25 protein-coding genes are annotated in these 23,094 nt (G+C 69.7%); 13 read left to right on the plus strand and 12 right to left on the minus strand.

From position 1 onward, the window contains the following. From IU450_RS14350 to IU450_RS14365, 4 genes are all read left to right on the plus strand, one after another. Positions 1–513, plus strand: coding sequence for a nitroreductase/quinone reductase family protein (locus IU450_RS14350; protein WP_195150289.1), 513 nt, complete (start codon positions 1–3; stop codon positions 511–513). An 83-nt stretch (positions 514–596) separates the two neighbouring features. Continuing rightward, positions 597–1,202, plus strand: a complete 606-nt coding sequence (locus IU450_RS14355; protein ID WP_195150290.1) for an acid phosphatase — start codon at positions 597–599, stop codon at positions 1,200–1,202. Continuing rightward, positions 1,199–1,729, plus strand: coding sequence for a GNAT family N-acetyltransferase (locus tag IU450_RS14360; RefSeq protein WP_195150291.1), 531 nt, complete (start codon positions 1,199–1,201; stop codon positions 1,727–1,729). Before IU450_RS14355 ends, IU450_RS14360 begins: the two co-directional genes overlap by 4 nt. A gap of 3 nt (positions 1,730–1,732) precedes the next feature. Further along, a complete protein-coding gene (locus IU450_RS14365; RefSeq protein ID WP_324197670.1) occupies positions 1,733–2,440 on the plus strand; it encodes an endonuclease V in 708 nt (235 codons plus the stop codon). On the opposite strand, the gene IU450_RS14370 is transcribed toward IU450_RS14365, so the two are convergent. Further along, the gene (locus IU450_RS14370) at positions 2,419–2,835 is read right to left on the minus strand and encodes a hypothetical protein (RefSeq protein WP_195150292.1); all 417 of its coding nucleotides are present in this window, start codon (positions 2,833–2,835) and stop codon (positions 2,419–2,421) included. The two genes, IU450_RS14365 and IU450_RS14370, sit on opposite strands and share 22 nt — an antisense overlap. A 201-nt stretch (positions 2,836–3,036) precedes the next feature. Here IU450_RS14370 and IU450_RS14375 point away from each other — a divergent pair, with 201 nt between their 5' ends. Together IU450_RS14375 and IU450_RS14380 are read left to right on the plus strand one after the other, a co-directional pair. After that, a complete protein-coding gene (locus tag IU450_RS14375) occupies positions 3,037–3,981 on the plus strand; it encodes a diacylglycerol/lipid kinase family protein (RefSeq protein WP_195150293.1) in 945 nt (314 codons plus the stop codon). Positions 3,982–4,233: 252 nt separating this feature from the next. After that, positions 4,234–4,488 carry a WhiB family transcriptional regulator gene (locus tag IU450_RS14380; protein ID WP_011211115.1) on the plus strand — a complete coding sequence of 85 codons (255 nt, stop codon included), beginning with the start codon at positions 4,234–4,236 and terminating at the stop codon, positions 4,486–4,488. A gap of 442 nt (positions 4,489–4,930) precedes the next feature. Here IU450_RS14380 and IU450_RS14385 read toward each other — a convergent pair whose 3' ends face one another. Beyond that, positions 4,931–6,445 (minus strand): sensor histidine kinase, encoded by a 1,515-nt coding sequence (locus tag IU450_RS14385; protein WP_195150294.1) that lies wholly within the window; start codon positions 6,443–6,445, stop codon positions 4,931–4,933. A 21-nt stretch (positions 6,446–6,466) separates the two neighbouring features. Next, entirely contained in the window at positions 6,467–6,682 is a 216-nt protein-coding gene (locus tag IU450_RS14390) for a biotin/lipoyl-binding carrier protein (protein ID WP_043696739.1), read from the minus strand. A 90-nt stretch (positions 6,683–6,772) separates the two neighbouring features. Between IU450_RS14390 and IU450_RS41305 the strand changes: the two genes are divergently transcribed. Beyond that, the gene (locus IU450_RS41305; RefSeq protein WP_022597109.1) at positions 6,773–6,847 is read left to right on the plus strand and encodes a 50S ribosomal protein bL37; all 75 of its coding nucleotides are present in this window, start codon (positions 6,773–6,775) and stop codon (positions 6,845–6,847) included. 96 nt (positions 6,848–6,943) lie between these two features. Here IU450_RS41305 and rsrA read toward each other — a convergent pair whose 3' ends face one another. Both rsrA and IU450_RS14400 read right to left on the minus strand, forming a co-directional pair. Further along, complete coding sequence (rsrA, locus tag IU450_RS14395; protein ID WP_051169213.1) at positions 6,944–7,210, minus strand: mycothiol system anti-sigma-R factor; 267 nt, start codon at positions 7,208–7,210, stop codon at positions 6,944–6,946. A 20-nt stretch (positions 7,211–7,230) separates the two neighbouring features. Next, positions 7,231–7,863, minus strand: coding sequence for a sigma-70 family RNA polymerase sigma factor (locus tag IU450_RS14400; RefSeq protein WP_195150460.1), 633 nt, complete (start codon positions 7,861–7,863; stop codon positions 7,231–7,233). A gap of 259 nt (positions 7,864–8,122) precedes the next feature. Between IU450_RS14400 and ybaK the strand changes: the two genes are divergently transcribed. Together ybaK and IU450_RS14410 are read left to right on the plus strand one after the other, a co-directional pair. Further along, complete coding sequence (gene ybaK / locus IU450_RS14405) at positions 8,123–8,617, plus strand: Cys-tRNA(Pro) deacylase (RefSeq protein ID WP_195150295.1); 495 nt, start codon at positions 8,123–8,125, stop codon at positions 8,615–8,617. A 72-nt stretch (positions 8,618–8,689) separates the two neighbouring features. Next, on the plus strand, positions 8,690–8,992 hold the full coding sequence (locus tag IU450_RS14410; RefSeq protein WP_195150296.1) for a hypothetical protein: 303 nt from the start codon (positions 8,690–8,692) through the stop codon (positions 8,990–8,992). Positions 8,993–9,326: 334 nt separating this feature from the next. On the opposite strand, the gene IU450_RS14415 is transcribed toward IU450_RS14410, so the two are convergent. Further along, positions 9,327–10,115 (minus strand): SOS response-associated peptidase, encoded by a 789-nt coding sequence (locus tag IU450_RS14415; RefSeq protein ID WP_195150297.1) that lies wholly within the window; start codon positions 10,113–10,115, stop codon positions 9,327–9,329. Between the two features lie 165 nt (positions 10,116–10,280). Here IU450_RS14415 and IU450_RS14420 point away from each other — a divergent pair, with 165 nt between their 5' ends. The 3 genes from IU450_RS14420 to rsgA all read left to right on the plus strand — a co-directional run bounded on the left by IU450_RS14420 (position 10,281) and on the right by rsgA (position 14,210). Continuing rightward, entirely contained in the window at positions 10,281–11,789 is a 1,509-nt protein-coding gene (locus tag IU450_RS14420) for an aldehyde dehydrogenase family protein (protein ID WP_195150298.1), read from the plus strand. A 130-nt stretch (positions 11,790–11,919) separates the two neighbouring features. Further along, on the plus strand, positions 11,920–13,212 hold the full coding sequence (gene aroA / locus IU450_RS14425; RefSeq protein ID WP_324197671.1) for a 3-phosphoshikimate 1-carboxyvinyltransferase: 1,293 nt from the start codon (positions 11,920–11,922) through the stop codon (positions 13,210–13,212). Further along, positions 13,209–14,210, plus strand: a complete 1,002-nt coding sequence (gene rsgA, locus IU450_RS14430) for a ribosome small subunit-dependent GTPase A (RefSeq protein ID WP_228834612.1) — start codon at positions 13,209–13,211, stop codon at positions 14,208–14,210. The genes aroA and rsgA overlap by 4 nt, the downstream gene beginning before the upstream one ends. Before the next feature lie 9 nt (positions 14,211–14,219). On the opposite strand, the gene IU450_RS40920 is transcribed toward rsgA, so the two are convergent. Continuing rightward, complete coding sequence (locus IU450_RS40920) at positions 14,220–14,597, minus strand: nuclear transport factor 2 family protein (RefSeq protein WP_324197672.1); 378 nt, start codon at positions 14,595–14,597, stop codon at positions 14,220–14,222. A 618-nt stretch (positions 14,598–15,215) separates the two neighbouring features. Between IU450_RS40920 and IU450_RS14440 the strand changes: the two genes are divergently transcribed. After that, positions 15,216–18,110, plus strand: coding sequence for a BTAD domain-containing putative transcriptional regulator (locus IU450_RS14440; protein ID WP_195150301.1), 2,895 nt, complete (start codon positions 15,216–15,218; stop codon positions 18,108–18,110). Here IU450_RS14440 and IU450_RS14445 read toward each other — a convergent pair. From IU450_RS14445 to IU450_RS14465, 5 genes are read right to left on the minus strand one after another with little or no spacing between them, the layout of a single operon-like run. Continuing rightward, positions 18,028–18,570 carry a phage tail protein gene (locus IU450_RS14445; RefSeq protein ID WP_195150302.1) on the minus strand — a complete coding sequence of 181 codons (543 nt, stop codon included), beginning with the start codon at positions 18,568–18,570 and terminating at the stop codon, positions 18,028–18,030. The genes IU450_RS14440 and IU450_RS14445 overlap by 83 nt on opposite strands. Then, entirely contained in the window at positions 18,567–20,543 is a 1,977-nt protein-coding gene (locus IU450_RS14450) for a putative baseplate assembly protein (protein WP_195150303.1), read from the minus strand. The genes IU450_RS14445 and IU450_RS14450 overlap by 4 nt, the downstream gene beginning before the upstream one ends. Continuing rightward, complete coding sequence (locus tag IU450_RS14455; protein ID WP_195150304.1) at positions 20,540–20,968, minus strand: GPW/gp25 family protein; 429 nt, start codon at positions 20,966–20,968, stop codon at positions 20,540–20,542. Before IU450_RS14455 ends, IU450_RS14450 begins: the two co-directional genes overlap by 4 nt. A 4-nt stretch (positions 20,969–20,972) precedes the next feature. Next, positions 20,973–21,254: a PAAR domain-containing protein gene (locus tag IU450_RS14460; protein WP_195064902.1), complete on the minus strand. Its 282-nt coding sequence runs from the start codon at positions 21,252–21,254 to the stop codon at positions 20,973–20,975. A 12-nt stretch (positions 21,255–21,266) separates the two neighbouring features. Further along, entirely contained in the window at positions 21,267–23,093 is a 1,827-nt protein-coding gene (locus tag IU450_RS14465; RefSeq protein ID WP_195150305.1) for a VgrG-related protein, read from the minus strand. Between the last annotated feature and the right edge of the window lies 1 nt (position 23,094).

The raw sequence follows: 23,094 nt of genomic DNA on the forward strand, positions 1-23,094 counted from the left end.
ATGAGCGAAAATCCCTCCGCTGCAAACGAAAACACATCCGCCGTCACGACCTATGACGACCCGGACGCACCGTGGAACCAGAAATACACCGACGAAGAGATAGCGCGCTGGAACGACGGCGTGATCCAGGAGTTCCGCGACAACGCGGGCAAGGTCGGCGGCGCCTACGAGGGCGGTGAACTGGTGCTGCTCACCACCACCGGCGCCAAGAGCGGCAAATCGCATGTGGTCCCGCTCGGCCTGTTGCGCCGCGGCGAAACCCTGTACGTGAGTTCGTTCATCGAGGACCGATACCCGGCTTGGTACTACAACGTCAAAGCCAATTCCGACGTCACCATCGAGCTGGGGGCGACCGTCCACCGAGCTACGGCACGGGCGCTGGAGGGAGCCGAGTACGACGAGTTCGCGGCTTGGGTGACGGCGAACAATCCACTGCTCGCGGACTACCAGGCCAAGGTTTCGCGGCCGCTGCCGCTGGTGGTGCTGGAGATCGGCGAGCCGATCGGGTCGTAGCCCGGTGCGCCACCGGCGCGAGCCGGCCCACAGGCGTCCGGACCGGCGCACCCCCATGATCATCGGTGGACCATCATGGAGGCATGTCCGCACTCGACGATGCCCGTGTTGTGCTGCTCCGCCACGGCGAGACCAGCTGGTCGACGCAGCGGCGGCATACCGGCCGCACCGATCTCCCGCTCACCGAGCGCGGCGAAGAACAGGCCGAGGCCGCAGGCGCCTTGCTCGCCACGCTCGAACTGCGAAACCCTTTGGTGCGCACCAGCCCACGGCTGCGCGCGATGCGCACCGCGGAGCTGGCCGGGCTCACCGGCGCCGTGGTCGACGACGACCTCGCCGAGTGGGACTACGGCGCCTACGAGGGCCTGACCACTCCACAGATCCGCGAGTCCGTGCCCGGATGGACCATCTGGACCGGCACGGCGCCGGACGGTGAGACCGCGCAGCAGGTGCGCGAGCGCGCCGACCGGGTGCTGGACGCCGTGACACCGATGCTGCCGGAACGGGATATCGTGCTGGTGGGGCACGGCCACTTCTCCCGCGCGCTGATCGCCCGCTGGGCCGAATTCGAAGTCCGGGAGGGCCGCCGGTTCGCCATGTCGACCGGCGCGCTGACCGTGCTCGGCTACGAACACGACGCGCGCGCGATCCGCGCGCACAACTTGGTACCCCACGGAGCGTCACTGTGACTCGACCTGCCCCCACCGCCGACACCACCGCCGTCGACCTCGGCGCCGCCGTCCTGCGCCGCGCCGTCGCCTCGGACATTCCCGCCCTGGTGGGCCTCATCTACGACCTGGCCGAATACGAAAAGGCCAGGCACGAGTGCACGGTCACCGCCGAGCAACTGCGCGCCGCGCTGTTCGGGCCGGAGCCCAAGGTCTTCGCGCACGTGGTGGCCGACGGGCCGGAGCTGCTCGGCTGCGCCATCTGGTTCCTCAACTTCTCCACCTGGGACGGCGTGCACGGCATCTACCTGGAGGACCTCTACGTCAAGCCGGAGACCAGGGGCAAGGGCTACGGCAAGGCGCTGCTCGCGGCCCTGGCGAAGGAGGCGGTCGACCACGGCTACAGCCGCGTGGCCTGGTCGGTGCTGACCTGGAACAAGCCCTCGATCGACTTCTACGAGTCGATCGGCGCCGTGGCCCAGGACGAATGGGCCGGCTACCGGCTGGCCGGCGAGGCGCTCGGCGAGCTGGCCGCCGAGGCGCGGTAGCGCGTGTCCTGGTTTCCGTCGCTCGATCCCGGGTCCTGGCCCGCCACTGCCGAAGCGGCGATGGCGCTGCAGGACGAGTTGCGGCCGCTGGTCTCCCCGATCACCCCGCCGGGCACCCGGTTTCGCACGGTCGCCGGGCTCGACTCCGCCTACGACGACACCGGCGCCGTGGCCGCGGCCGTCGTCGTCTTGGCCGCGGACACGCTGCACCCGGTCACGTCCGTCGTCGCGCATGGCGTCGCCGACTTTCCGTACGTGCCCGGTCTGCTCGCCTTCCGTGAGATCCCGGCCACCCTCGCCGCACTCGAAAAGCTCGGCAGCGCACCGGATCTGCTGGTCTGTGACGGCCAGGGACTCGCGCATCCGCGGCGCTTCGGCCTCGCCTGCCACCTCGGACTGCTCACCGGTGTGCCGACCATCGGCGTCGCGAAGACCGTCTGGGGCGACTACGCCGAGCCGGACCCCGAACGCGGCGCATCCACCGACATCACCATCGACGGGGCGGTGGTCGGGCGGGCACTGCGCACCAGAACCGGCGTCAAACCGGTGTTCGTCTCCGTGGGGCATCGCATCGACCTCGACACCGCCTGCGCACAGGTGCTCGCGCTCACCCCGCGTTACCGGATACCGGAGACGACTCGGCACGCCGACCACCTCTGTAGGGCCGCGCTGCGCACCGCGAGCGGGGACTATTCCGGCTCGACCCCGTAGTCCTCGGCCATCCAGCGAGTCGACGGCGGCGCGAACAGCAGCACCAGCGCGCCGACCGCGGCCACCCCGAGCAGAGTGCCGTAGACCGGCTGGTGCGAGTCGGTGAGCAGCGACCAGGTGACCGGCAGCAGCAGCAGCTGCGCGATGACCGCGATGGCGCGCCCCCAGCGTTTACCCAGCAGCAGCCCGATGCCCGCGGCCAGCACCGCACCGCCGAGGATGCCGAACCAGGCGGCCGTGCCGTACCCGCTCGTGGCGGACTGGTCGTGACCGAGGAGCCCGCGCACCACCAGGACGATCGCGACGACCACCGCGACGACCCCTTCGAGGGTCACCAGAGTGCCTGCCGCCCGCACCGTGGCCGGAACGGCCCCCGCCGAGCGCTTGTCGCTCACGACCGCGCCTCGCAGGCACTCGACTCCGCCGTGCCCGACAGCGCACGGTATCCACGCTTGCATCGCTGACGCTCGTTCACGCGGCAAGCCTACGACCCGTTCGACGCGCGTCGTCGTCCTGGCGTCTGCCCCGGCAAGCGGCGCGCCGGGCGCCGCTCGCCGCTTTTCCGGCGCAAGTCAGCGGCCAACTAGGCTGCCATCGTGCGGACGCTGCTGATCGTGAACCCGAATGCCACCTCGACCACACCGGCGACCCGGGACCTACTCGCGCACGCGCTGGAGAGCCGCACCCAGCTGACCGTTGCGCACACCCAGCACCGCGGCCACGCCGCGGAACTGGCCCAGTGGGCGGCGACCAACGAGATGGACCTGATCGTCGTGCACGGCGGCGACGGGACGGTCAACGAGACGATCAACGGCTTCCTGCCGCTCCCGGTTCTGGACGACGGCCAGGCCTGGCTGCCGCGACTCGGCGTGATCCCCGGCGGCTCGGCGAACGTCTTCGCCAGGGCGCTCGGCATCTCTCCCGATCCGGTGACCGCGACCAATCAGCTCATCGATCTGCTCACGATGGACACCGACCGCCGGATCGGCCTCGGACTGGCCGACGACCGGTGGTTCTGCTTCAGCGCTGGGGTCGGCCTGGACGCCGACGTCTGCGAGGCGATCGACGCCAGCCGCGCCCGCGGCCGCACCGCCACCCCGGCGCGTTATGTTCGAACAACTGTGCGACAATTCTTCCTGGCCAAGCGCAGGGAACCTAGCGTTCGGGTGGAAATTCCGGGCCGCACGTCCGTAGACGGTGTGCATTACGCCTTCGTTACCAACACCACACCCTGGACCTACTTGAACGCCACGCCGGTGCACACCAATCCCGGCACCCGGTTCGAAACGGGCCTCGGCGTGTTCGCGGTGCGCTCCATGGCCGTGGTCCCCACCCTGCTGCTCGCGCGGCAACTTCTGACGCCCAACGGGAATCCCAAGTCTCGCAATTTATTTCGTGAAGACGACGTTCCGACCGTACGAATCGAGTCCAAAGAACCCATCGGCCTGCAAATCGATGGCGACTTCATCGGGAAGCGCAACGTGGTGGATTTCACGGCGGTGCCCGACATCCTCGCCGTGATCGCACCACGCCCGCACTGAGGGCGAAACGCGGCGAAAAACATCGCAGTTGTGCTGCGAAAACCAGGTGGAGCGAGTACAAAGGACCGGGCAGGCTCCCCGTGCGGGGGCCTTTGGAGCGTGACCTTCCCCACGGTGCACCGCGTGCCTATTGACATCTACGGTGTTCGTGAAAGCATTCACAAGCAACCGTGCGGAAACATTCGAGTCGCACAAGTGAACGAACCACAAACCATAGGCGCCCTGCGCGGCGCCCAGCAAAGGAGCAGAGGAATGGACTGGCGCCACAAGGCCATCTGTCGCGATGAGGACCCCGAGCTGTTCTTCCCGGTGGGTAACAGTGGTCCGGCGCTCGCGCAGATTGCCGATGCCAAGCTGGTCTGCGCTCGCTGCCCCGTAACCGCTGACTGCCTGTCCTGGGCCCTGAAGTCCGGACAAGACGCCGGCGTGTGGGGTGGTATGAGCGAGGACGAGCGCCGGGCGCTGAAGCGTCGCAACGCGCGTACCCGCACCCGCACCGTCGTCTGATCAGACGACCGGCATTACCGGGCCATTCAGCCCGGCCCGGTAACGCATTTCAGCCCGGCACCCAAAGGTGCCGGGCTGTGTTGTTTTTATGCGCACGACCGCGAACTGGAAATACCCGGTCTCGCTTCGTGAGGAAACGGACGCCGGACCAATGCCGTTGCCTGCTAGGGCAATAGCCGCGGCGCCGATTACGGTGTGACAGGGCCGCGGTTCGACTCGCCTATGAGCGCGACTTATGGGAAAGTGATGGGTTTCCGAGCCGGTCGGACGGTCACGAATCCGTTCGACACCCTCGCATTCCACCCGATACGGACATTAGGGCAACCGCTGCGAAGCAAACCGCGACAGCACCCGAGCAGCGGCCGCTCGCGACATCCGAGCAACAAGTCGCAGGGCATCGGACGCGACCGAGTGCCGGAGCGCCGGATCCGGCCCCGCCCGGTCAGCGGCCCGAGCGACGGCCCAGCGGAACGCGCAGGACGGCATCGGTGCCGATATCGGCGCCGGGATGCAAGCCGATGGAGCCGCCGAGTTCGGCCGTGACCAGGGTCCGGACGATCTGCAGGCCGAGCCGGTCGGAGGATTCCAGGCTGAACCCGGGCGGCAGACCGCGGCCGTCGTCGCTGATGATCACGTCGAGCCAGCGGGCCGAACGCTCGGAACGGATTGTCACCGTGCCGTTTTCGCCCGAATCGAAGGCGTGCTCGATGGCGTTCTGCACCAGTTCGGTGAGCACCATCACCAGCGGGGTGGCGCGCTCGGCGGAGAAGACCCCGAGCGAGCCCGCGCGGCGCACCTTGATGCGCGCGGTGTGCACGGTGGCCACGTCGGCCATGATCGGCAGCAGCCGGTCCACGACTTCGTCGAGATCGACCTCTTCGTCCACCGACATGGACAGCATCTCGTGCACCGACGCGATGGAGGTGACCCTGCGCACCGACTCGGTGAGCGCGACCTGCGCCTCCTCGTTCTCGGTGCGGCGGGCTTGCAGGCGCAGCAGCGCGGCGACGGTCTGCAGGTTGTTCTTGACCCGGTGGTGGATCTCCCGGATGGTGGCGTCCTTGCTCAGCAGCGCGCGATCGCGCCGCTTGACCTCGGTGACGTCGCGGACGAGCACGGCCGCGCCGGCCAGTTCACCGTGCGGGCGCAGCACGAGGGTGCGCAGCAGCACGGTGGCTCCCCGCGCCTCGACCTCCATCCGCCGCCCGGTCCGTCCGGCCAGGGCGGCCTGGATGTCGCCGACCACTTCCTGCGCGTCGAACGGGTCGGTGATCAGTGAACGAGTGGTGACCGCGAGGTCCTGGCCGGCCAAATCGGCCTGCAAGCCCATCCGGTGGTAGGCCGACAGCGCGTTCGGGCTGGCGTAGACCACGATGCCGTCGGTGTCGAGCCGGATGAATCCGTCGCCCGCGCGCGGGCTGGAATGGGTGGCGGCGCGATCCTCTGTGGTCGGGAAGGTGCCGTCGGCGATCATCTGGCACAAGTCGTCCGCGCAGGCCACGTACGCGCTCTCCAGCTGACTGCGGACCCGGGAGCGTTGCAGATCGGTGTCCCGGCTCAGCACCGCGATCACGTCGTCACCGCAGCGCACGGGGATCGCCTCGCGGATCGCGTGCACCGGATGCGGGTGGTAGACGCCGGAGGCCTCGACCTCGCTGTCGGCGCGGACGGTCGCGCCGGTCACCAGGGCGTCGAACACCTGCGGATGGTCGGCCTTGCGGGCAGCCGTGCCGACCAGGTCCTCCTGGTGCACGGTGGGCGCTGTGGTGGGACGGCACTGCGCGACGCAGACGATGTCCGCACCCTCCACTATCGGGCCCGCACCGACCCACAGCAGCAGATCGGCGAAGGACAGGTCGGCCAGCAGTTGCCAATCGCCCACTACGCGCTGCAGATGATCTACGGCGACGCCGGGTAGGTCGGTGTGCTCGGCCAGCAGCTCGCTCAGGGTCGCCATGCAGATCTACCGCTCAATCGTTCAGGAGATGACGGCGATCAGGTGGCCCGCCTTGATCGCGTCGCCTTCCTTGACACCGACCGACGTCACAGTGCCGCTGGACTCCGCGAGCACCGGGATCTCCATCTTCATGGACTCGAGGATCACCAAAGTGTCGCCCTCCTGGACCTCGTCCCCCTCCTGGACGACCACCTGGTACACGACCGATACCAGCTCCGCGAGCACTTCCTCAGCCATGGCACCCCATTCACTCGTTGGCCTGTATCCGCTGAAGGTACAGCCAACCACACGTGAAAGAATGGCCTTCAACCAGAAGGGAGACTACTCATGGGTAAGCGCGGACGTAAGAAGCGTAGCCGCAAGGGGAACGCAGCCAACCACGGCAAGCGGCCAAACGCCTGAGCGCGACGCTCGGCTCGAAAGCACGAAGCGGCACGCACTTCCGGCTGGAAGGCGTGCCGCTCGCGTTGCACGAACCGGCCAGGTCGCACGGACCGGCTAGTCGGAGGTCTCGACCGACGTCTCGCTGGTGACGACCGTCCGGCGGATCTCGATCGTCAAGCGCTCCCGCAGCGAATCGGGCGCGCGGTCGCCGCCGCACTTGCGGCTGAGCAAGCCCTTGATCTTCTCCTCGATGCCGTAAGCCTCGATACAGGGGCTGCAGTGCTCCATGTGGTGCTGCAACCGGGCACGAGTCGCCTCGTCGCACTCCCCGTCGAGCATCAGCCACACGTCGGCGAGTACCGCCGTGCAGTCGAGCTCCATGTCGGGGTCCCGCTCGGTACTCACTGCTTGACCTCCTGGCGTTCCCCCGAACGGTTGAATCCACGCTCGCGCGCCACATCGGCGAGCAAACCCTTCAGTTGTTTCCGGCCCCGATGCAGCCGGGACATCACCGTACCGATGGGAGTGCCCATGATGTCGGCGATCTCCTTGTACGGGAAGCCCTCGACGTCCGCGTAGTACACCGCCATCCGGAATTCCTCCGGCAGTTCCTGCAGCGCGGCCTTGATGTCGTCGTCCGGCAGCGCGTCCAGCGCCTCGACCTCGGCCGAGCGCAGTCCCTGTGAGGTGTGCTCCGCGGTCGCGGCCAGCTGCCAGTCGGTGATCTCGTCGGTCGGGTACTGCGCGGGCTGCCGCTGCTTCTTGCGGTAGGAGTTGATGTAGGTGTTGGTCAGGATCCGGTACAGCCATGCCCTGAGGTTGGTGCCCTCCCGGAACGACTTGAACCCCTGAAACGCCTTGACGTAGGTCTCCTGGACCAGGTCCTCGGCATCCGCCGGGTTCCTGGTCATGCGCAGCGCGGCGCCGTAGAGCTGGTCGAGCAGCGGGAGCGCGTCCCGCTCGAACCGTTGTGCCAGCTCGGCATCGTCGACGCCGGCGACATCGTCGGCCACCACGTCATCGTCGCTCGTCACACCTGTCCCTTCGATCGCCGTACCTGCCAAATCTACCGGCATCGGCGTATCGAGGGAGAACCCGCCTTCCGTCGGGGACACCTCGGTCCCCAGCGGACGGTCGTCGAGCAGTACGGGCACAGGCATCTCCTTCACGTCTCCATAGGGCCTGCTCACGGCGGTGAAAAGCATTCCGAGCGCTATGTACCGGCTACAACATGCGCGGGGCTCCGGGTGTTCCCGGCGGGGTGTTCCCGGCGCCGCCGCTAAGGTTTCGGCCATGGCAGCAGGCTCGACTCCGGCGATCCGCGCGTTGACCCAGGCGAAGGTGTCCCACCGCGTGCACGCCTACAAGCACGATCCGCGGGCCGACTCCTACGGCACCGAGGCGGTCGACGCGCTGGCCGGCGAACTAGGGGTCGTGGCCGGGCAGATCTTCAAGACCTTGGTCATCGAACTGGGTACCGGTTCGCTCGCGGTGGCCGTGCTTCCGGTGCCGAACACGTTGTCGCTCAAAGCCGCGGCCGCGGCGCTCGGCGCGTCGAAGGCGAGCATGGCGGACAAGACCAGGGCGGAGAAGACGACCGGATACGTGCTCGGCGGCATCTCACCGCTCGGTCAGCGCAAACCGCTGCCCACCGTGATCGATGACTCGGCGCTGACCTGGGATCGGGTCCTGTGCAGCGCGGGTCGGCGTGGACTGGAGATCGAGCTGGCGCCCGCCGATCTGGTCCGGCTCACCGCGGCGGTGACCGCGCCCGTGACATCCGCGTAATTCGGCCACCACCGCCGCGATCTGTGCGTTACTGAACAGGCCAAATCGATCCGACTCGAGGATGTGATGCGAATGATGTCCACGACCCAGCGTTTGCGCACTGTGATCGTCGCGTTGTCCGGAGCTCTCGTCTTGGCCCTCGGTTCGGTAACGCTCCTCGCACCCGAGGCCACCGCCGCACCGAACACCCCGCCGGTCACGCAGGTCAGCGATTCCGTCTTCGACTTCGACGGCCAGGGCTCGAAAAGCGACGACAAGGCAGGCAAGGCCGAGAAGCTCAGCGGCAATGTCACCACCAAGCTGATCGACCTGGTCGCCGGAATCATCAAATGCGGGCTGAACATCGCCTCACCCAGCGTGAAGTGCTCGCTGTAATTTCTTGCGGTGTTGTTTTTCCAGCGCCTGCGGCGCTGGGTGTTCGCGGCCCCTTGGTGGCTCGCATCCGAGCGACCGCCGCTGGCGACTTCGTCGCGGACGCGGCGGCCGCTCGGACGCGACCCGGGCCGCGAACGGCGCATGCTCGGTCTCGCTTCGCTCGAAACCGGGAGTCGGGCTGGCGTGTTGCGCGACGCGGTCACGTCGGCATCGAGCTTGCGGCGATCGCCGGACTACGGCTGGACGCTACCGCTGCGGACTCGGCCGATCGGACACGAGCCGGGAGATCTCCGTGCTCGTAACGGCGTGGGGGACGCGGTTGGGCAGCATGCGCTCACAGCAAGCTGATCTGCTCGGCTTCCTTCTGATCCTCCACCTGGGCAAGCAGTTCCGGGCCGTTGTTGCGCACACTGTTGACCAGCGCGGGCACCGGCCGGGGCACGATTGCCGCGACCACGTCCTCCGACGGTGTCTCCAGCAGGCTCGCGGGCGCCGGGTGATCCGGGTCCAGCCACGCCTCCCAGTGTTTCTGCGGCATGGGCAGCGGCATCCGATCGTGGATGCGGGTCAGGTCGCCGACCGCGTCGGTGGTCAGGATGGTGCACGACAGCAGCGGCTCGCTCTCCGGTTGCGACCGGTCGCGCCAGATCGACCACAGACCGGCCATGTAGAGACGTGAACCGTCCGCGTTGGCCATGTAGTACGGCTGCTTGGCGACTTTGCCTTTCGCGCCCTTTTCGCCGTTCGGCTCGACGACCCACTCGTACCAGCCGTCCATCGGCACCAGGCAGCGCCGGTACTTCACCGCGTCACGGAAGGACGGCGTGCTGGCGGCTTTGTCGGCGCGGGCGTTGAACAGCGGTTTTCCCTTGACCGGGACGCCGGGCTCGGCAGCCTTGGTCCAAACCGGGATCAGTCCCCAGCGCATGCGCCGGATACGGCGCTTCGGGTCGTCGTCCTTGCGGCCGTGGTCGTGTCGCTCGACCACGGTGAGCACCTGTGTCGTCGGAGCGACGTTGTAATTGGTGAAAGCGCTTTGGTCAGCGGCCTCGGTCTCATCGATCGCATCCAACTCGACCGCGAGCCCGGCCGGGTTGGTCGTGGTCGCATATCGTCCGCACATATACCGATAGTCCCACCCGTCACCGACAGAGTCGGAGACAATTGGTCCATAGCTGGTGACCTGTTGAGAGTTGTGGCATAGCATTCTCTCATCGGAAGGACGGGCTGCCGTCCACTCGGACTCGCGCATCGACCGTCCACCGCAGACGGCAAGAGGAGATCAACTGTGACATCCACCGACACCAAACCAGCCGACCACGACACGGCACTGACGTCGGTCAATCCGGCGACAGGCGAGGTGATCGGCACGCACGTCATCGCCGACGACGACGCGGTGGCCGCCGCGGTCGCCAAGGCCCGCGCAGCGGCCGCCACCTGGGGCGCGCTGAGTTTCGACGAGCGGCGCACGCACCTGCTGCGCTGGTCGAGCAAATTGGTGCAGAACTCGGAGAAGTTCTGCGAGCTGATCCACGCCGAGAACGGCAAGCCGCTCGACGACGCCTTCCTGGAATTGATGCTCGCGCTCGAGCACATCTCCTGGGCGGCCAAGAACGCCAAGAAGGTGCTCGGCCCCAAGCGGATCTCCCCCGGCGCGCTGATGTCGAACTTCAGCGCCCGGCTCGAGCAGCGCCCGCTCGGCGTCGTCGGCGTGATCGGACCGTGGAACTACCCGGTCTACACGCCGAACGGTTCCATCGCCTACGCGCTGGCCGCGGGTAACACCGTCGTGTTCAAGCCGAGCGAATACTCCACCGGCATCGGCAACTTCCTCGCCGACGCGTTCGCCGAAGCCAATCCCGAACTGCCCGAGGGCGTCTTCATCACGATCAACGGTTACGGCGCCACCGGCGCGGCGCTGGTCCGATCGGACGTCGACAAGATCGCGTTCACCGGCTCCACCGCCACCGGCAAGCGGATCATGGCCGCCGCCGCGGAGCGGCTCACCCCCGTGCTGCTGGAGTGCGGCGGCAAGGACGCGGTGATCGTCGCCGCCGACGCCGACGTCAAGGCCGCGGCGGACGCGGTCGCCTGGGGCGCCACCGCCAACAGCGGCCAGACCTGCGCCGGCGTGGAACGGGTCTACGTGGACCGCTCGGTGCGCGAGGAGTTCGTCGCCGAGGTCAAGCGGATCCTCACCGACATCAAGCCCGGTTCCGACGACAAGGCCGCCTACGGCCCGATGACCATGCCGAGCCAGGTCGACATCGTGCGCCGCCACATCGAGGACGCGCTGAAGAACGGCGGCACCGCGGTGCTCGGCGGGCCGGAGTCGGTCAAGGCGCCGTTCATCGAACCGGTCGTGCTGGTCGACACCGACGAGAGCTCCGAGGCCGTGGCCGAGGAGACCTTCGGCCCGACCATCACCATCCGCACCGTCGACGGCGTGGACGAGGCGGTCGAGCTGGCCAACAACTCCAAGTACGGGCTGTCCTCGGCGGTCTACTCGAAGAAGAACGGCCTGGACATCGCGCGCAGGCTGCGCGTCGGCGCCACCTCGGTGAACTCCGTGCTCGCCTTCGCCGCCATCCCCGGCCTGCCCTTCGGCGGCGTCGGCGATTCCGGCATCGGCCGCATCCACGGCGAGCCGGGTCTGCGCGAGTTCGCCCGCCCGCACTCGATCGCGGTGCAGCGCTTCACCGTTCCCGGCATGGCGCTGCTGAGCTACAGCCGCACCGACTCCACGATGAAGCTGCTGCGCAAGCTCGTTCCCTTCCTGCACGGGCGGCACAAGTAGGAAACCGGTCCGAGCAGGCGGAGCGCATGCGGCGATGGCGGCTGTCGCCTGCTCGGACCGGCGCCGCGGCGGCGCGGCGAACCCACAGCGCCGCAGTCGTCGCGGAACGAGCACGTGTGATGATGGACGAGTGAACTTCTGGCCAGCGCCCCATGTCGAGGTCCCCGTACACGCGACCGTGACCCTGCCCGGATCCAAATCCATTACGAACCGGGCGCTCATCCTGGCCGCCCTGGCCGACGGTCCCTCCACGATCACCGGTGCGCTGCGCAGCCGGGACACGAACCTGATGATCGCGGCGCTGCGCGCGCTCGGCGCGAACATCGAAGGCGCGCGCGACACCCTGACCGTCAACCCGGCGCCGCTGGGCGGCGGCACGGTCGACTGCGGGCTCGCGGGTACGGTGATGCGCTTCCTGCCGCCGGTCGCCGCGCTGGCGGCGGGCGATGTCGCGTTCGACGGTGACGAACAGGCCAGAATCCGCCCGCTGCGCACCATCCTGGACGCGCTGCGCGCGCTCGGCGCCGACGTCGACGGTGACGCGCTGCCGTTCACGGTGCACGGCAAGGGCGCGCTGCGCGGCGGCACCGTGACGATCGATGCGTCCGGATCCTCGCAGTTCGTCTCCGGCCTGCTGCTGTCGGCCGCGCGCTTCGACGAGGGCCTGGTGGTCCACCACGACGGCAAGGCGCTGCCCTCGATGCCGCACATCGAGATGACCGTGGAGATGCTGCGCCGCGCCGACGTGCGGGTGCACGCGCCCGCGGACAGCTTCAAGGCGCAGACCTGGACCGTGGAGCACGGACCGATCCGCGCGGTGGACTGGGAGGTCGAGCCGGACCTGTCCAACGCCACCCCGTTCCTGGCCGCGGCCGCGGTCACGGCCGGCACGGTCAGCATCCCGCACTGGCCACGGCTGACCACCCAGCCCGGTGACGTGATCCGCGAGATCCTCGTGCGCATGGGCGCGGAGGCGCGGATCTTCGACGGCGTGCTCACCGTGCACGGCCCCGACCGGCTCGCGGGCATCGACATCGACCTGCACGACGTGGGCGAGCTGACCCCCACCGTCGCCGCGCTGGCCGCGCTGGCCGACTCGCCGTCGGTGCTGCGCGGCATCTCCCATCTGCGCGGGCACGAGACCGACCGGCTGGCCGCCCTGTCCACCGAGATCAACCGGCTCGGCGGCAAGGTCACCGAGACCGAGGACGGCCTGGAGATCGTGCCCACCGAGTTGCACGGCGGCAAATGGCATTCCTACGCCGACCACCGGATGGCCACGGCGGGAGCCATTCTCGGTCTCCGGGTGCCCGGCATCGAGATCGAGGACATCGGGACCACCGCCAAGACGCTGCCGAACTTCGTCGATCTCTGGGAGCGGATGCTCGAGCCCGCCTTATCCGACGAAGGAGCGGCGCGCTGACCCGGGGACGACGGACAGCGGCCAGCTACGACGAATCCGACGTCCGGGTTCGTCCGGGGCGTAGTTCCCGTCCCCGCACCAAGACCCGGCCGCAGCACAGCGATGCCGAGTCGGCCATGGTGGTCTCGGTGGACCGGGGCCGCTGGGGGTGCGTCCTCGGCGGTGATCCGGAGCGCCGGATCGTCGCGATGCGGGCTCGGGAGCTGGGCCGCACCCCGATCGTGGTCGGCGACCGAGTGGACGTGGTCGGCGATCTGTCCGGGCGACCGGACAGCCTCGCCCGCATCGTTCGGGTCACCGACCGCCGAACTGTGCTGCGTCGCACCGCCGATGACACCGATCCGTACGAGCGGATCGTCGTCGGCAACGCCGAACGGCTGTTCATCGTGGTCGCGCTCGCCGACCCGCCCCCGCGCACGGGCTTCGTGGAACGCGCCATGGTCGCCGCGTACGCCGGTGGGCTGCAACCGGTTCTGTGCCTGACCAAGCACGATCTGGCCATCGAGTCCGAATTCGCCGCCCTCTTCGACGATCTCGACCTCGCCATCGTCTACGGAGGCATCGACGATCCGCTCGATCCGGTACTGGAATTGCTCACCGATCACCTCACGGCGCTGATCGGCCACTCCGGTGTCGGCAAGTCCACGCTGGTCAATCGTCTCGTGCCGGACGCGGAGCGGGCGGTGGGCGAGGTCTCCGGGGTGGGCAAGGGCAAGCACACCTCCACGCAGTCGGTCGCGCTCCCGCTGCCGGGCGGCGGCTGGGTCATCGACACACCGGGCGTGCGCTCGTTCGGCTTGGCGCACATCACCCCGGACGACGTCATCGCCGCTTTCACCGATCTCGCCGACGCCATCGAGGACTGCCCGCGCGGCTGCACTCATCTCGGCCCGCCCGCCGACCCCGAATGCGCGTTGGACCAGCTCACCGGCAAGGAACACCGGGTGGCCGCCATCCGGCGGCTGCTGGTCGCCCTGACCTCGAACGACTCCTGGTAGTCCGGACTTTCAGTGCCCGTCCGGCTGCCCGGGCGCGAACGGCCATTCTTCGAACCACGTGCAGCGGCCCGCGTCGTCGAAGCGCAGGATCCACAGGTCGCGCCATCGCGAGGGCGTGTCCCGCGCGTACTCCACCTCCACCCGGACCACCGCGGTGTCGCCATCCACCGCGACGATGTCCGATCGCATGGTGAACGGCTCGCCGGGCCCGTCCCGGCCACTTTCCCAGAAATCGGCGAGCGCGCCGAGACCGGTCAGCGGCTGCGCCCACGGCGAGACGAGATACCCGGCGTCCGCGGCGAACAGGTCGGCGAGCCGGTCGGTGCCCGCCGAACGCCAGGCTCGCTCGTATCCGGCGACCCATGCCTCTACAACTGCGCGGTCCACGCGAGGAAGATACGCCGGTCCGATCGGCGGTGCGCGTATTCCGCGAACGGGCCGCGTTTTCCCGGGGCCGACCAGTCGCTCGGTGCACCCCGCGAACAGGCCGCGTTCCCCGCAGCCCGACCCGCCGCTCGGCACATCCCCGCGAATTGTCGAAGCCGTTCCTGGTTCGGGCGCGTGACGTCGGCAGACCGGTATGTGAGCCCTCGATCGTGAAGACCTCTTCGCGAACAGCGACACACCTGGGTCGAAACGGTCTGTCACCGCGGATGTGTTCGCGGCGACCGGCCGACGGCAGGGCCGACGCTCGACGGACGGACGCCGCGCTCGACGGGCACACGTCGCCGACACCGACATCTGCGCGCCGAGTACCTGCCGGAAACCCGGCTTCGGCCCGGCCGAAATTCGCTGGCACACTTGCCTGCCCGATCCGCGGGCGCGGCGCGGCTCGACACGCCACAATGGTGACCAGACCTCCTCGGCTCGAAACGCCGTGCCAGTCGCCGGGATCCGAATCGAGCTGTGAAAACGAGTAGCCCGCTACTCGGGATTACACCGGCGGTCACTCGCAGAATTCTTTAGCGAGTTCCATACCGAGTGGTCCGTGAGGGAGGCCCGATCATGCGCATGTCCGGAGCCACGGCGCCGTCCGGCGCGGGCGGGCTGGGACTGCGGCGCGCACGGTTGCTGCAACGTCTCGCGCAGGCGGACGTCGCGGTGATCACCGCGCCGGCAGGCTCGGGCAAGACCCAGCTGTTACAGCAGTACTCGGCCGGGTGCGGCGAACCGGTCGCCTGGTGCCGCGCCGATCCGGAGGACGCCGACGCGGAGCGCTTCACGGCCGGGCTTCGAGCCGCCTTGGCCACGGGACCGCGCACGCTGGTGGTCGACGACTTCCATTTCGTGGTCGGAGGACCGGCCGAAACGGCCTTCGAACGCCTCGTCCTCACGCACTCGGTCGCGGCGGAGGAACGGGTGCGCGTCGTGCTCGGCACCCGGGTACGCCCGACGGTCAATCTGGTCCGCGCCGAACTCGGGCGTGTCACCATCCTTTCCGGTGACGACATGCGGTTCCGCTGCTGGGAAGTAGAGGCGCTGTTCGCCGACTGCTACGGCCGTCCGCTGCCGCCGGAGGACGCGGCGGCGCTGTCGCGGCACACCGACGGCTGGGCCGCCGGATTGCACCTGTTCCATCTCGCCACGCAGGCGCTGGGCGCGCGCGACCGGCGGGCGGCCATCCACGCCCTCAGCGGGCGTTCGCGCTACCTGCGCGGGTATCTGGCCCGTACCGTCCTGGGCGAGCTGCCCACCGATCTGTGCGAATTTCTGCGGCGCACACACGTTTTCGAGACGGTGACCGCGCAGCGCTGCGACCTGTTGCTCGGCCGAACGGATTCCGGCGCGCTCCTGGCCGAACTCGAGCGGCGCCAGGCCATGACCAGCTCCGACGACGACGGACACAGCTACCGCTATCACGAGGTGCTGCGCCACCATCTGGCCGCGGCGTTGCAGGAGGAACTCGGCACGGCCGAGGCGGCGCGGTGGTGCGCGCGGGCGGCGGCGCAACTCGAACAGGAAGCGGCGTACGCCGAGGCGGTGCGGTTGTTCGCGCGCGCGGAACGCTGGACCGACGTGGCCAGAGTCCTGCAAGAGCACGGCGACCGGGTGGCCGGCGACCGGCACAGCCCGGTCTGGTGCGCGGGGCTGCCCGCCGCGGTGGTCGATGACGACCCGTGGCTGTGCACGGCGACCGCACGCCGGGAGGTGGCCGCCGGACGGCTGCACCGCGCGTCACAGCGCTACCGGCTCGCCGAACAGCTGTTCACCGAACCGGATCTGCGCGACGCGGTGGCCAGGGAACGCCGCCTGGTCGATATCTGGCTGGACGCTCCCGCCCGGCCGGAGCTGCACTGGATCGATCGGCTGCGCGCCGCGACGCTCCGTCACCCGGTCGATTACGTTACGGGCGAAAACGACCAGCCCGGTGACTCTTTCGCGCACGCGGGCGCCCTGCTGCTGGCCGGGCACGTCTACAGCGCCTATCACCGCGCCCAGGCAGCGGCGGACAACGGCGCGCCTTTGCTGCTCGATCTGTGGACCCAGTTCATCGGCGCCTTCGCCGCGCTCGTCTGCGGTGAGGACGTGGCGACCCGGATCGAGCATCTGGCCTGCGACGCCGAGCGGGCCGGCGCGCTCATGCTGGTGCGGCTGTGCCGCGCGCTGTCGATGCTCGGTGCGCCTCGAAGGTCCACCGAAGTCGCCGACGAGTGCGACGCCATCGGCGATCGGTGGGGCGCGGCGCTTGCCGTCGCCATCGCCGCGTGCCGGGAACTGCTCGCGGGCGAGCCGTCGTCGGCGATCTGGCGGGTGGCCGACGAGCGCTACGCCGCACTGCACGCCGACACCGCACGGGCCTGGGTGCTGGCGTTCGAGGCGATCGCGGCGCTCTTGGAGAGCAGGCCGGGCGCGGCCGCCATGCTCACCCGTGCGGAGATGTTCGCCCGGACGACGGGTGTTCCCGGCGCGCAGGTGATCGCGCTGCTCGGCGCGAGCGGCCTTCCCGCGGCCGTCGGCGCGGGGCGGCTCGCCGCGGCGCGGGCGCTCGCCACCGAGATCGGCATGCCTTGGCCGGGCACGCTGGCCGATCGTGTGCGGCGAACCGAGCCCGTAGGCGCGCAACCACCACCCGCCCCGGCGACGGCGCCTGCTCCCCGGCTGCGGGTGCGGTGTCTGGGCACCTTCGAGGTTCGAGTCGACGGCGTCGCGCTGGATTGTCAGTCGCTGCGGCCCCGGGCCGCGGCGACACTGCGGTACCTCGCGATGCGTGCCGGGCAGCCCGTGCACCGCGAGGACCTGGTCGCGGCGCTGTGGCCCGATCTGACGGCGGCACGGGCCAGGCAGAACCTTCAGGTCACCGTGTCCGCGGTGCGCCATTTCCTGGAACCCGAGATCGGACGCGGGAAGTCGACGCTGCTGGTGCGACAAGGCGAGACCTACTCCATCGCGCTGCCCGGCGACAGCAGCGCCGACGTGGTTACGTTCACCGCCGCGGTGGACGCGGCCCACCGCGCGCTGCGGACGGGTGACGACGGCGCCGCGCACTGCGCGCTCACCACCGCGCTCGCGGAGTACCGCGGCGATCTGTTGCCCGGCGACGGCGCGGCCGAATGGGTCGCGCCCGAACGGGATCGGCTCCGCACGCAGGCCGCGCTGGCAGGCGCCGCGCTGGCCGAGCTCGAGTTGCGCGGTGGCGAACCGGCCGCGGCCGTCGAGGCGCTGCTGCGCAGTCTGCGTGTCGACCCCTACCTGGATCGCGCGTGGCGGCTGCTGATCGCGGCCTACGAACGCGCGGGCGATCTCGCCGCGGCCCAGCAGGCGCGCCGCGACTACGCCCGCGTCCTCGACGAACTCGGGGTCGACGCGGCCCACCCGCTCACGTCTGCTGCGGCACCAGCTCGAACGGGACGTGCGCCGGGCGCATCGACTCGACGGCACGCGCGATCCGTGACCGGTTGACCTCGTCCCAGCGATCAGCGGGCACCCGGACCACCAGTCGCGGCGTCGGCGAACCCGGAGCGGCGGAATCCGGGATGCGGGACCACCGAGCGCCGCCGCTGTCGATCACCTCGACTTCGCAGCCACAGGTACGCCGGATATGGTCCCGCAGGGCCGCGATTCCGCCGCGGCGGGCGTGCAGCGCGACCGCTGCCGCGACGACCGCGCGCCTGCGCGGCAGCGACCACCGCTCATCGATCTCGGCGTCGACCCAGCCCGCGAGCCAGTTCAGGAAGTCCGCGGGCGCGAGGGCGGCGTCGACGTAGGCGTCCAGCCCGTCGAGCGTCAGGAAGACCGGTGCGAGCAGTTCGTCCATTCCGGCGGTCCAGCGCTGGACGAGCGGATCATCGAGGTAGATGCCGGGCAGGAATTCACTGATCGGGTGCGCCGAGGGCAGTCCGGCGACCGTGCCCCTGCTCATGACGTCACCTTGATCTGGTGGTCGAAAGAGAAGACCAATCCGTTGGGCGGCAGCGTGATTCGCTCGGCGGCTTCGCCACGGGTGCCGCTGATCGGGTCGGCGGGGTACAGGCGCAGCGTCTCGATCTGCTCGACGCCGTCGACCGCCTGCAACACCGCGAACAACTCCCCGGCCTGCACCGGTCTGCCGAACGGCCACCCGGTGCCGTCGGGCCCGTCGGAGATCGGGTGCAGGTAGCGATTCAGCGCGTGGATCGCGCGGTCCCGAACCCGGGACGGGTCGTTGGTGACCCCAGCGCGCACGGCGGCGACCACGGTGACGCCGCGATAGCGCGGCGGCTCCACGACCAAGCGCGCGCCGATCATCCGCCGTTCGTCCAGGTATCGCACGACGGTGCGCAACAATTCGTCCGTCGGCTGCAGCCGCTCGAACGGCACGCTCGCGCGCTCGTCACTGTCCACGTCCGGCACCAGCAGGACCCGGACCACCGCGGCGTCGGGGCCGGTCCCGGACAGGCAGCGGGCGCGGGCGACGCGCGGTGACGCGGCGCGCGCCAGCAGTTCGTAGTCCCGGACGGTGACCGCGCGGTCCCGAGTGCGCAGCAGCATCGGAGCACGGAGCTTGGCGTTGTCGACCGTTTCGCCGTCCACCCCACCCGATCCCGGCTTGCGGTTCTCGATGCGCGTGACGAAGGGCAGCGAGCTGCGCAGCAATCGCACGGTGCCACGGGCGACGTTGCCGCGGCGCCCGCCGCCGGTGTGGTACAGCGGCACCCGGATCGGCGCGCCCTTCGGCGGGACCGCACCGTACTGGGTGACCGAGCCGTCGGGTTGCCGGATTCCGGGCCCGAAGCAGACGGTGCCGGTGGCGGCGTCCAAGGTGAAATGCCGATCGTCCGGCCCGCTCGCGCCGAAGTGCTCGACGCGCTCCCACGGCTGCCAGCCGCTGCCCGCCGCGACCTCGATGACGACCCGCTCGCCCGGCTCGGTCACCACGGGCGGCCGATCGAGCGGAAAGCGTTGCGCGGGAATGCCTTCGGACATTCCGATCACCTCGTCCCGGACCAGCTCGGCGTAGCGGGCGTCCACGGTGCCGCCGATCGTGAAAGCCGACGCGTCGAACACCCGGGGTGAGGCGGTGTAGGGCGGCTGCCCCGGCGCGACAGGCACCACCCGGCAGCGCAGCCAGCCCGCGCTGCGCCGCTGGATCAGCGACGCCTGATGTGTGGGCGGCACGTGCAGCACCACGTCGCCAGGGCGGTTGAGCCCGCCGGTGTCGTCGCGTTCGAGTTCGCAGTCCACCCAGCCCCGCCCGTCCCATGCCTCCCACACCAGCGGAGGTTGGAGCGGATCGACGCCGACGCCTTCCACCCGGCAGTCGAAGCGCAACACGACCGCGCACGACGGAACCGGATCGGACAGTCCCAGCAACAACGTGTCGCCGGGCTTCGGCGTCGACGAGAAGCAGGTGAACTGCACACCGGTGGTGAGCCGGTCGGTGCAGTCGACCACCGGGCCGTCGACCGCGGCAGTGGCGACGGCGGACAGGGAGCAGGGCACGATGGGCAGTTCCGCGACGGTCGTGAACACCACGGGCTCGATCGTCTCGCTGCGCCAGTGCCCGGTGTGCTCGGCCTGCGCGCGGCCGGTCGCGGTCTGCGTGCCCGCGGGCACCGGCACGACCTCCGCTCGCGGCGCGGAAAGCCAGAACGTCACCGGCACCGTCGCCGCGCTCGGCGCGAACAGCTCGATGCCGAGCAGCTCCAGGAACTTCAGGTAGAGGCGGTCCGGCACCCGGTTGAGCCGGTACAGCAGCTGGTCGACCATCATGGCGTAGGTCTCCAGCAGGGTGATCCCCGGATCGGAGACGTTGTGGTCGCTCCACTCGGGACAGTGTTGCTGCACATAGCGTTTCGCGTCGTCGACGAGCCCTTGGAAGGATCGGTCGTCGAGATTGGGGGCGGGCAGGGTCACGACACACCTCCCGGGTAGTTGTCCTCGACGTGCGGCGGGATGACATAGAACGGGAACACCAGATTGCGCGGATCGTTGCGGCCACGGATGCTGTAGCGCACGTCGATGTAGAGCGTCCCGTTGTCGACCTCGTCGAAACGCACCTGCACGGTGTCGAGATCGATGCGTGGCTCCCATCGCTCCAGAGCGGCCCGCACCTCGTAGACGATCTGTCCCGCAGTGGCGGCATCGGCCGGGGCGAATGCGAATTCGTGGATGGCGCAGCCGAATTCGGGACGCATCGGCCGCTCTCCCGGCGAGGTGCCGAGAATCAGCCGGATGCTCTCCTTGATCTCCTGGTCGGCGGTCACCAGGGCGATGGCGCCGGTGTGGTCGGTCCGCATCGGGAAGAACGCCCATCCGGCGCCGATGAACTGCTCGGCCATCGCGCTACCCGCCGATCAGCACGGTCGGGCAGCCGAGCACGACCGGGGCGCCGCACGCGGACAGATCGCCGACCCGGGCGGCGGGCATGCCGCCGATCAGCACCGTCGGGCAGCCGGGCCCGGCGATGGCCGAGGGCGGGTGCACGGCCGGGGGCGGGAACGAGCACACGTGCGGCGTTCCGACGGTGGCGGCGGGCATCCCCCCGATCAGGACCGTCGGGACGCCGGGCGGCGCGATCGCACCCGGGTGGGCGGTCGGGTCACCGACCCGTGCTGCTGGTGGCATCTGCACTCCCGTTCAGTTGATCCGGACCACGCCGGCACGCACGGTCGCCGTCGCGCCCGCCGTGAGTTCCGCGCTCGCGCTGCCGTTCACCGTCACCGTCGAGCCCTGCACTCCGACGTTCGCGGTGCTGGACACCTCCACCGCACCCGCGCCGCCGTCGATCGTCACGCCGGTCTTGGCGCCCAACGCGATGTCGTTGCCGGTGAGCCGGAGCGTCCCGGTGCCCGCGTCGATCGTCACTCCGTTGCGTGCGGCGATGCTGACGGTGCCGTCGCTGTGCACGGAGATGGTCGTGGCCTTCCGGTCCAGGTCCACGGTCAGCTTGTCGTCCCCGGTGGCGAGGTGCACGCCCTGCGCGCCCGCCGCCGCTTCCCGGAACTCGAGGCGGTGGCCGGTCCGGGAGACGATCGAGCGGCGGTTCACCGCCCCGCTGACGCGGTCGACGAGATCGCCCTCCCCCTCGGGTGGCGCGTCGACGCCGTTGTAGAGTCCGCCGACGACGTAAGGGCGGCGAAAGTCACCGTGTTCGAAGGCCACCAGTACCTCGTCGCCCACCTCGGGCAGGAACAGCGCGCCGCGTTTCCCACCCGCGCCCTGCTGCACGGTGCGCGCCCAAGCGCTGACGAAGCTGTCGGCCAGCCACGGGAAGGTCACCCGGACCCTGGCCATGTTCTCGGGGTCTTTGTTGTCGCTGACCTGGCCGATCACCACCCCGCCCAGCGCCTGGCGAGCGCCCGGCGCCGAGACGCCGGTCAGTCCGGCGAGGGTGCGATCGCGGGTGCCGCTGACGATCACGCTGGTCGTGTAGCCGGTGACCGGGTCGAAGGTGTGCCGGGAGGCGGTCACGCAGTACTTGCCCTCGAACGGTTTTCCCACGTTGGCCAGCGCCACCGCCGTGCCCGCGCGCACGGTGGGATTGCCGCGCAGCAGTGCTTCCAGCTCGGTGAAGCCACCGGCGACCTGCTCGGCGAGCGCCTTGCACGCGTCGTCCACTTCGCCCTGGGTGCCGTGCGGCACACGCGCTGCGACCAGATCGGGCGCTTCGAACAGGCGGGCCAACTCCTCCGGCCGGACGCCGTTGACCGCGGTCGTTGTGCGCGCGGGCGCTTCGGCGACCACGGGCTTCTTCCGCGTGACATCCCAGCCGCGGACCTGCACCGCGGGTACCTGATCGGCGGAGGTGACGATCGCACGCAACCGCAATACGTTGCGCCCCAGTTCCAGGACCAGCGGCTCCTCGGTGGCCTTCGCGTCGGTCGCGGGCGCGGTGGCCGCGGCGGTCGGCTTGCCGAAGTCGAGTTTCCCGTCGGTCACCGCCACCTCGGCGCCGATGTCCGCGGCGAGCTGGCGCAACAGTTCCCAATCGCTCACGTTGCCCTGCGAGATCTGCTCCAGCACAGTGCCGCCCGCATCGATGCGGCCCACCTCGATCCCCGCGGCTCCCGCCACGCGGCGCGCGACGTCCGCGGCCGACATGTGCTCGAAACTCGCGACGCGCCTGCCTCGTTGCAGCCGGTGTGACCTGTCCAGCCCGCGCACCGTGGTGAAGGTACCGGTGCCGTCGAACTCCTTCTCGATGGCGGTGACCTCCGCCGACAGCAGCGGCACCGGCGTGTTCGCCTCGTTGGAGGCGACGCTGAGCGCGACCGGCGCCCCGATCTCGATCCTCGCCTTCTCCAGCACCACGTGGTTCGGATCCCGGAAGCGGAGGACGAACAGATCCGGCGCGCTGCGGCTGTCGTCCACCATGGCGTAGGTGAGCAGCGCGGCGACGTCGTCGGGCAACGGCGCGCCCGCCACCCGCACGAGCAGCTGATTGGTGAAATCCTGGGCGGGCATC

Origin of the sequence: Nocardia abscessus (assembly GCF_015477775.1) — a bacterium.
Lineage (GTDB): Bacteria > Actinomycetota > Actinomycetes > Mycobacteriales > Mycobacteriaceae > Nocardia > Nocardia abscessus_A.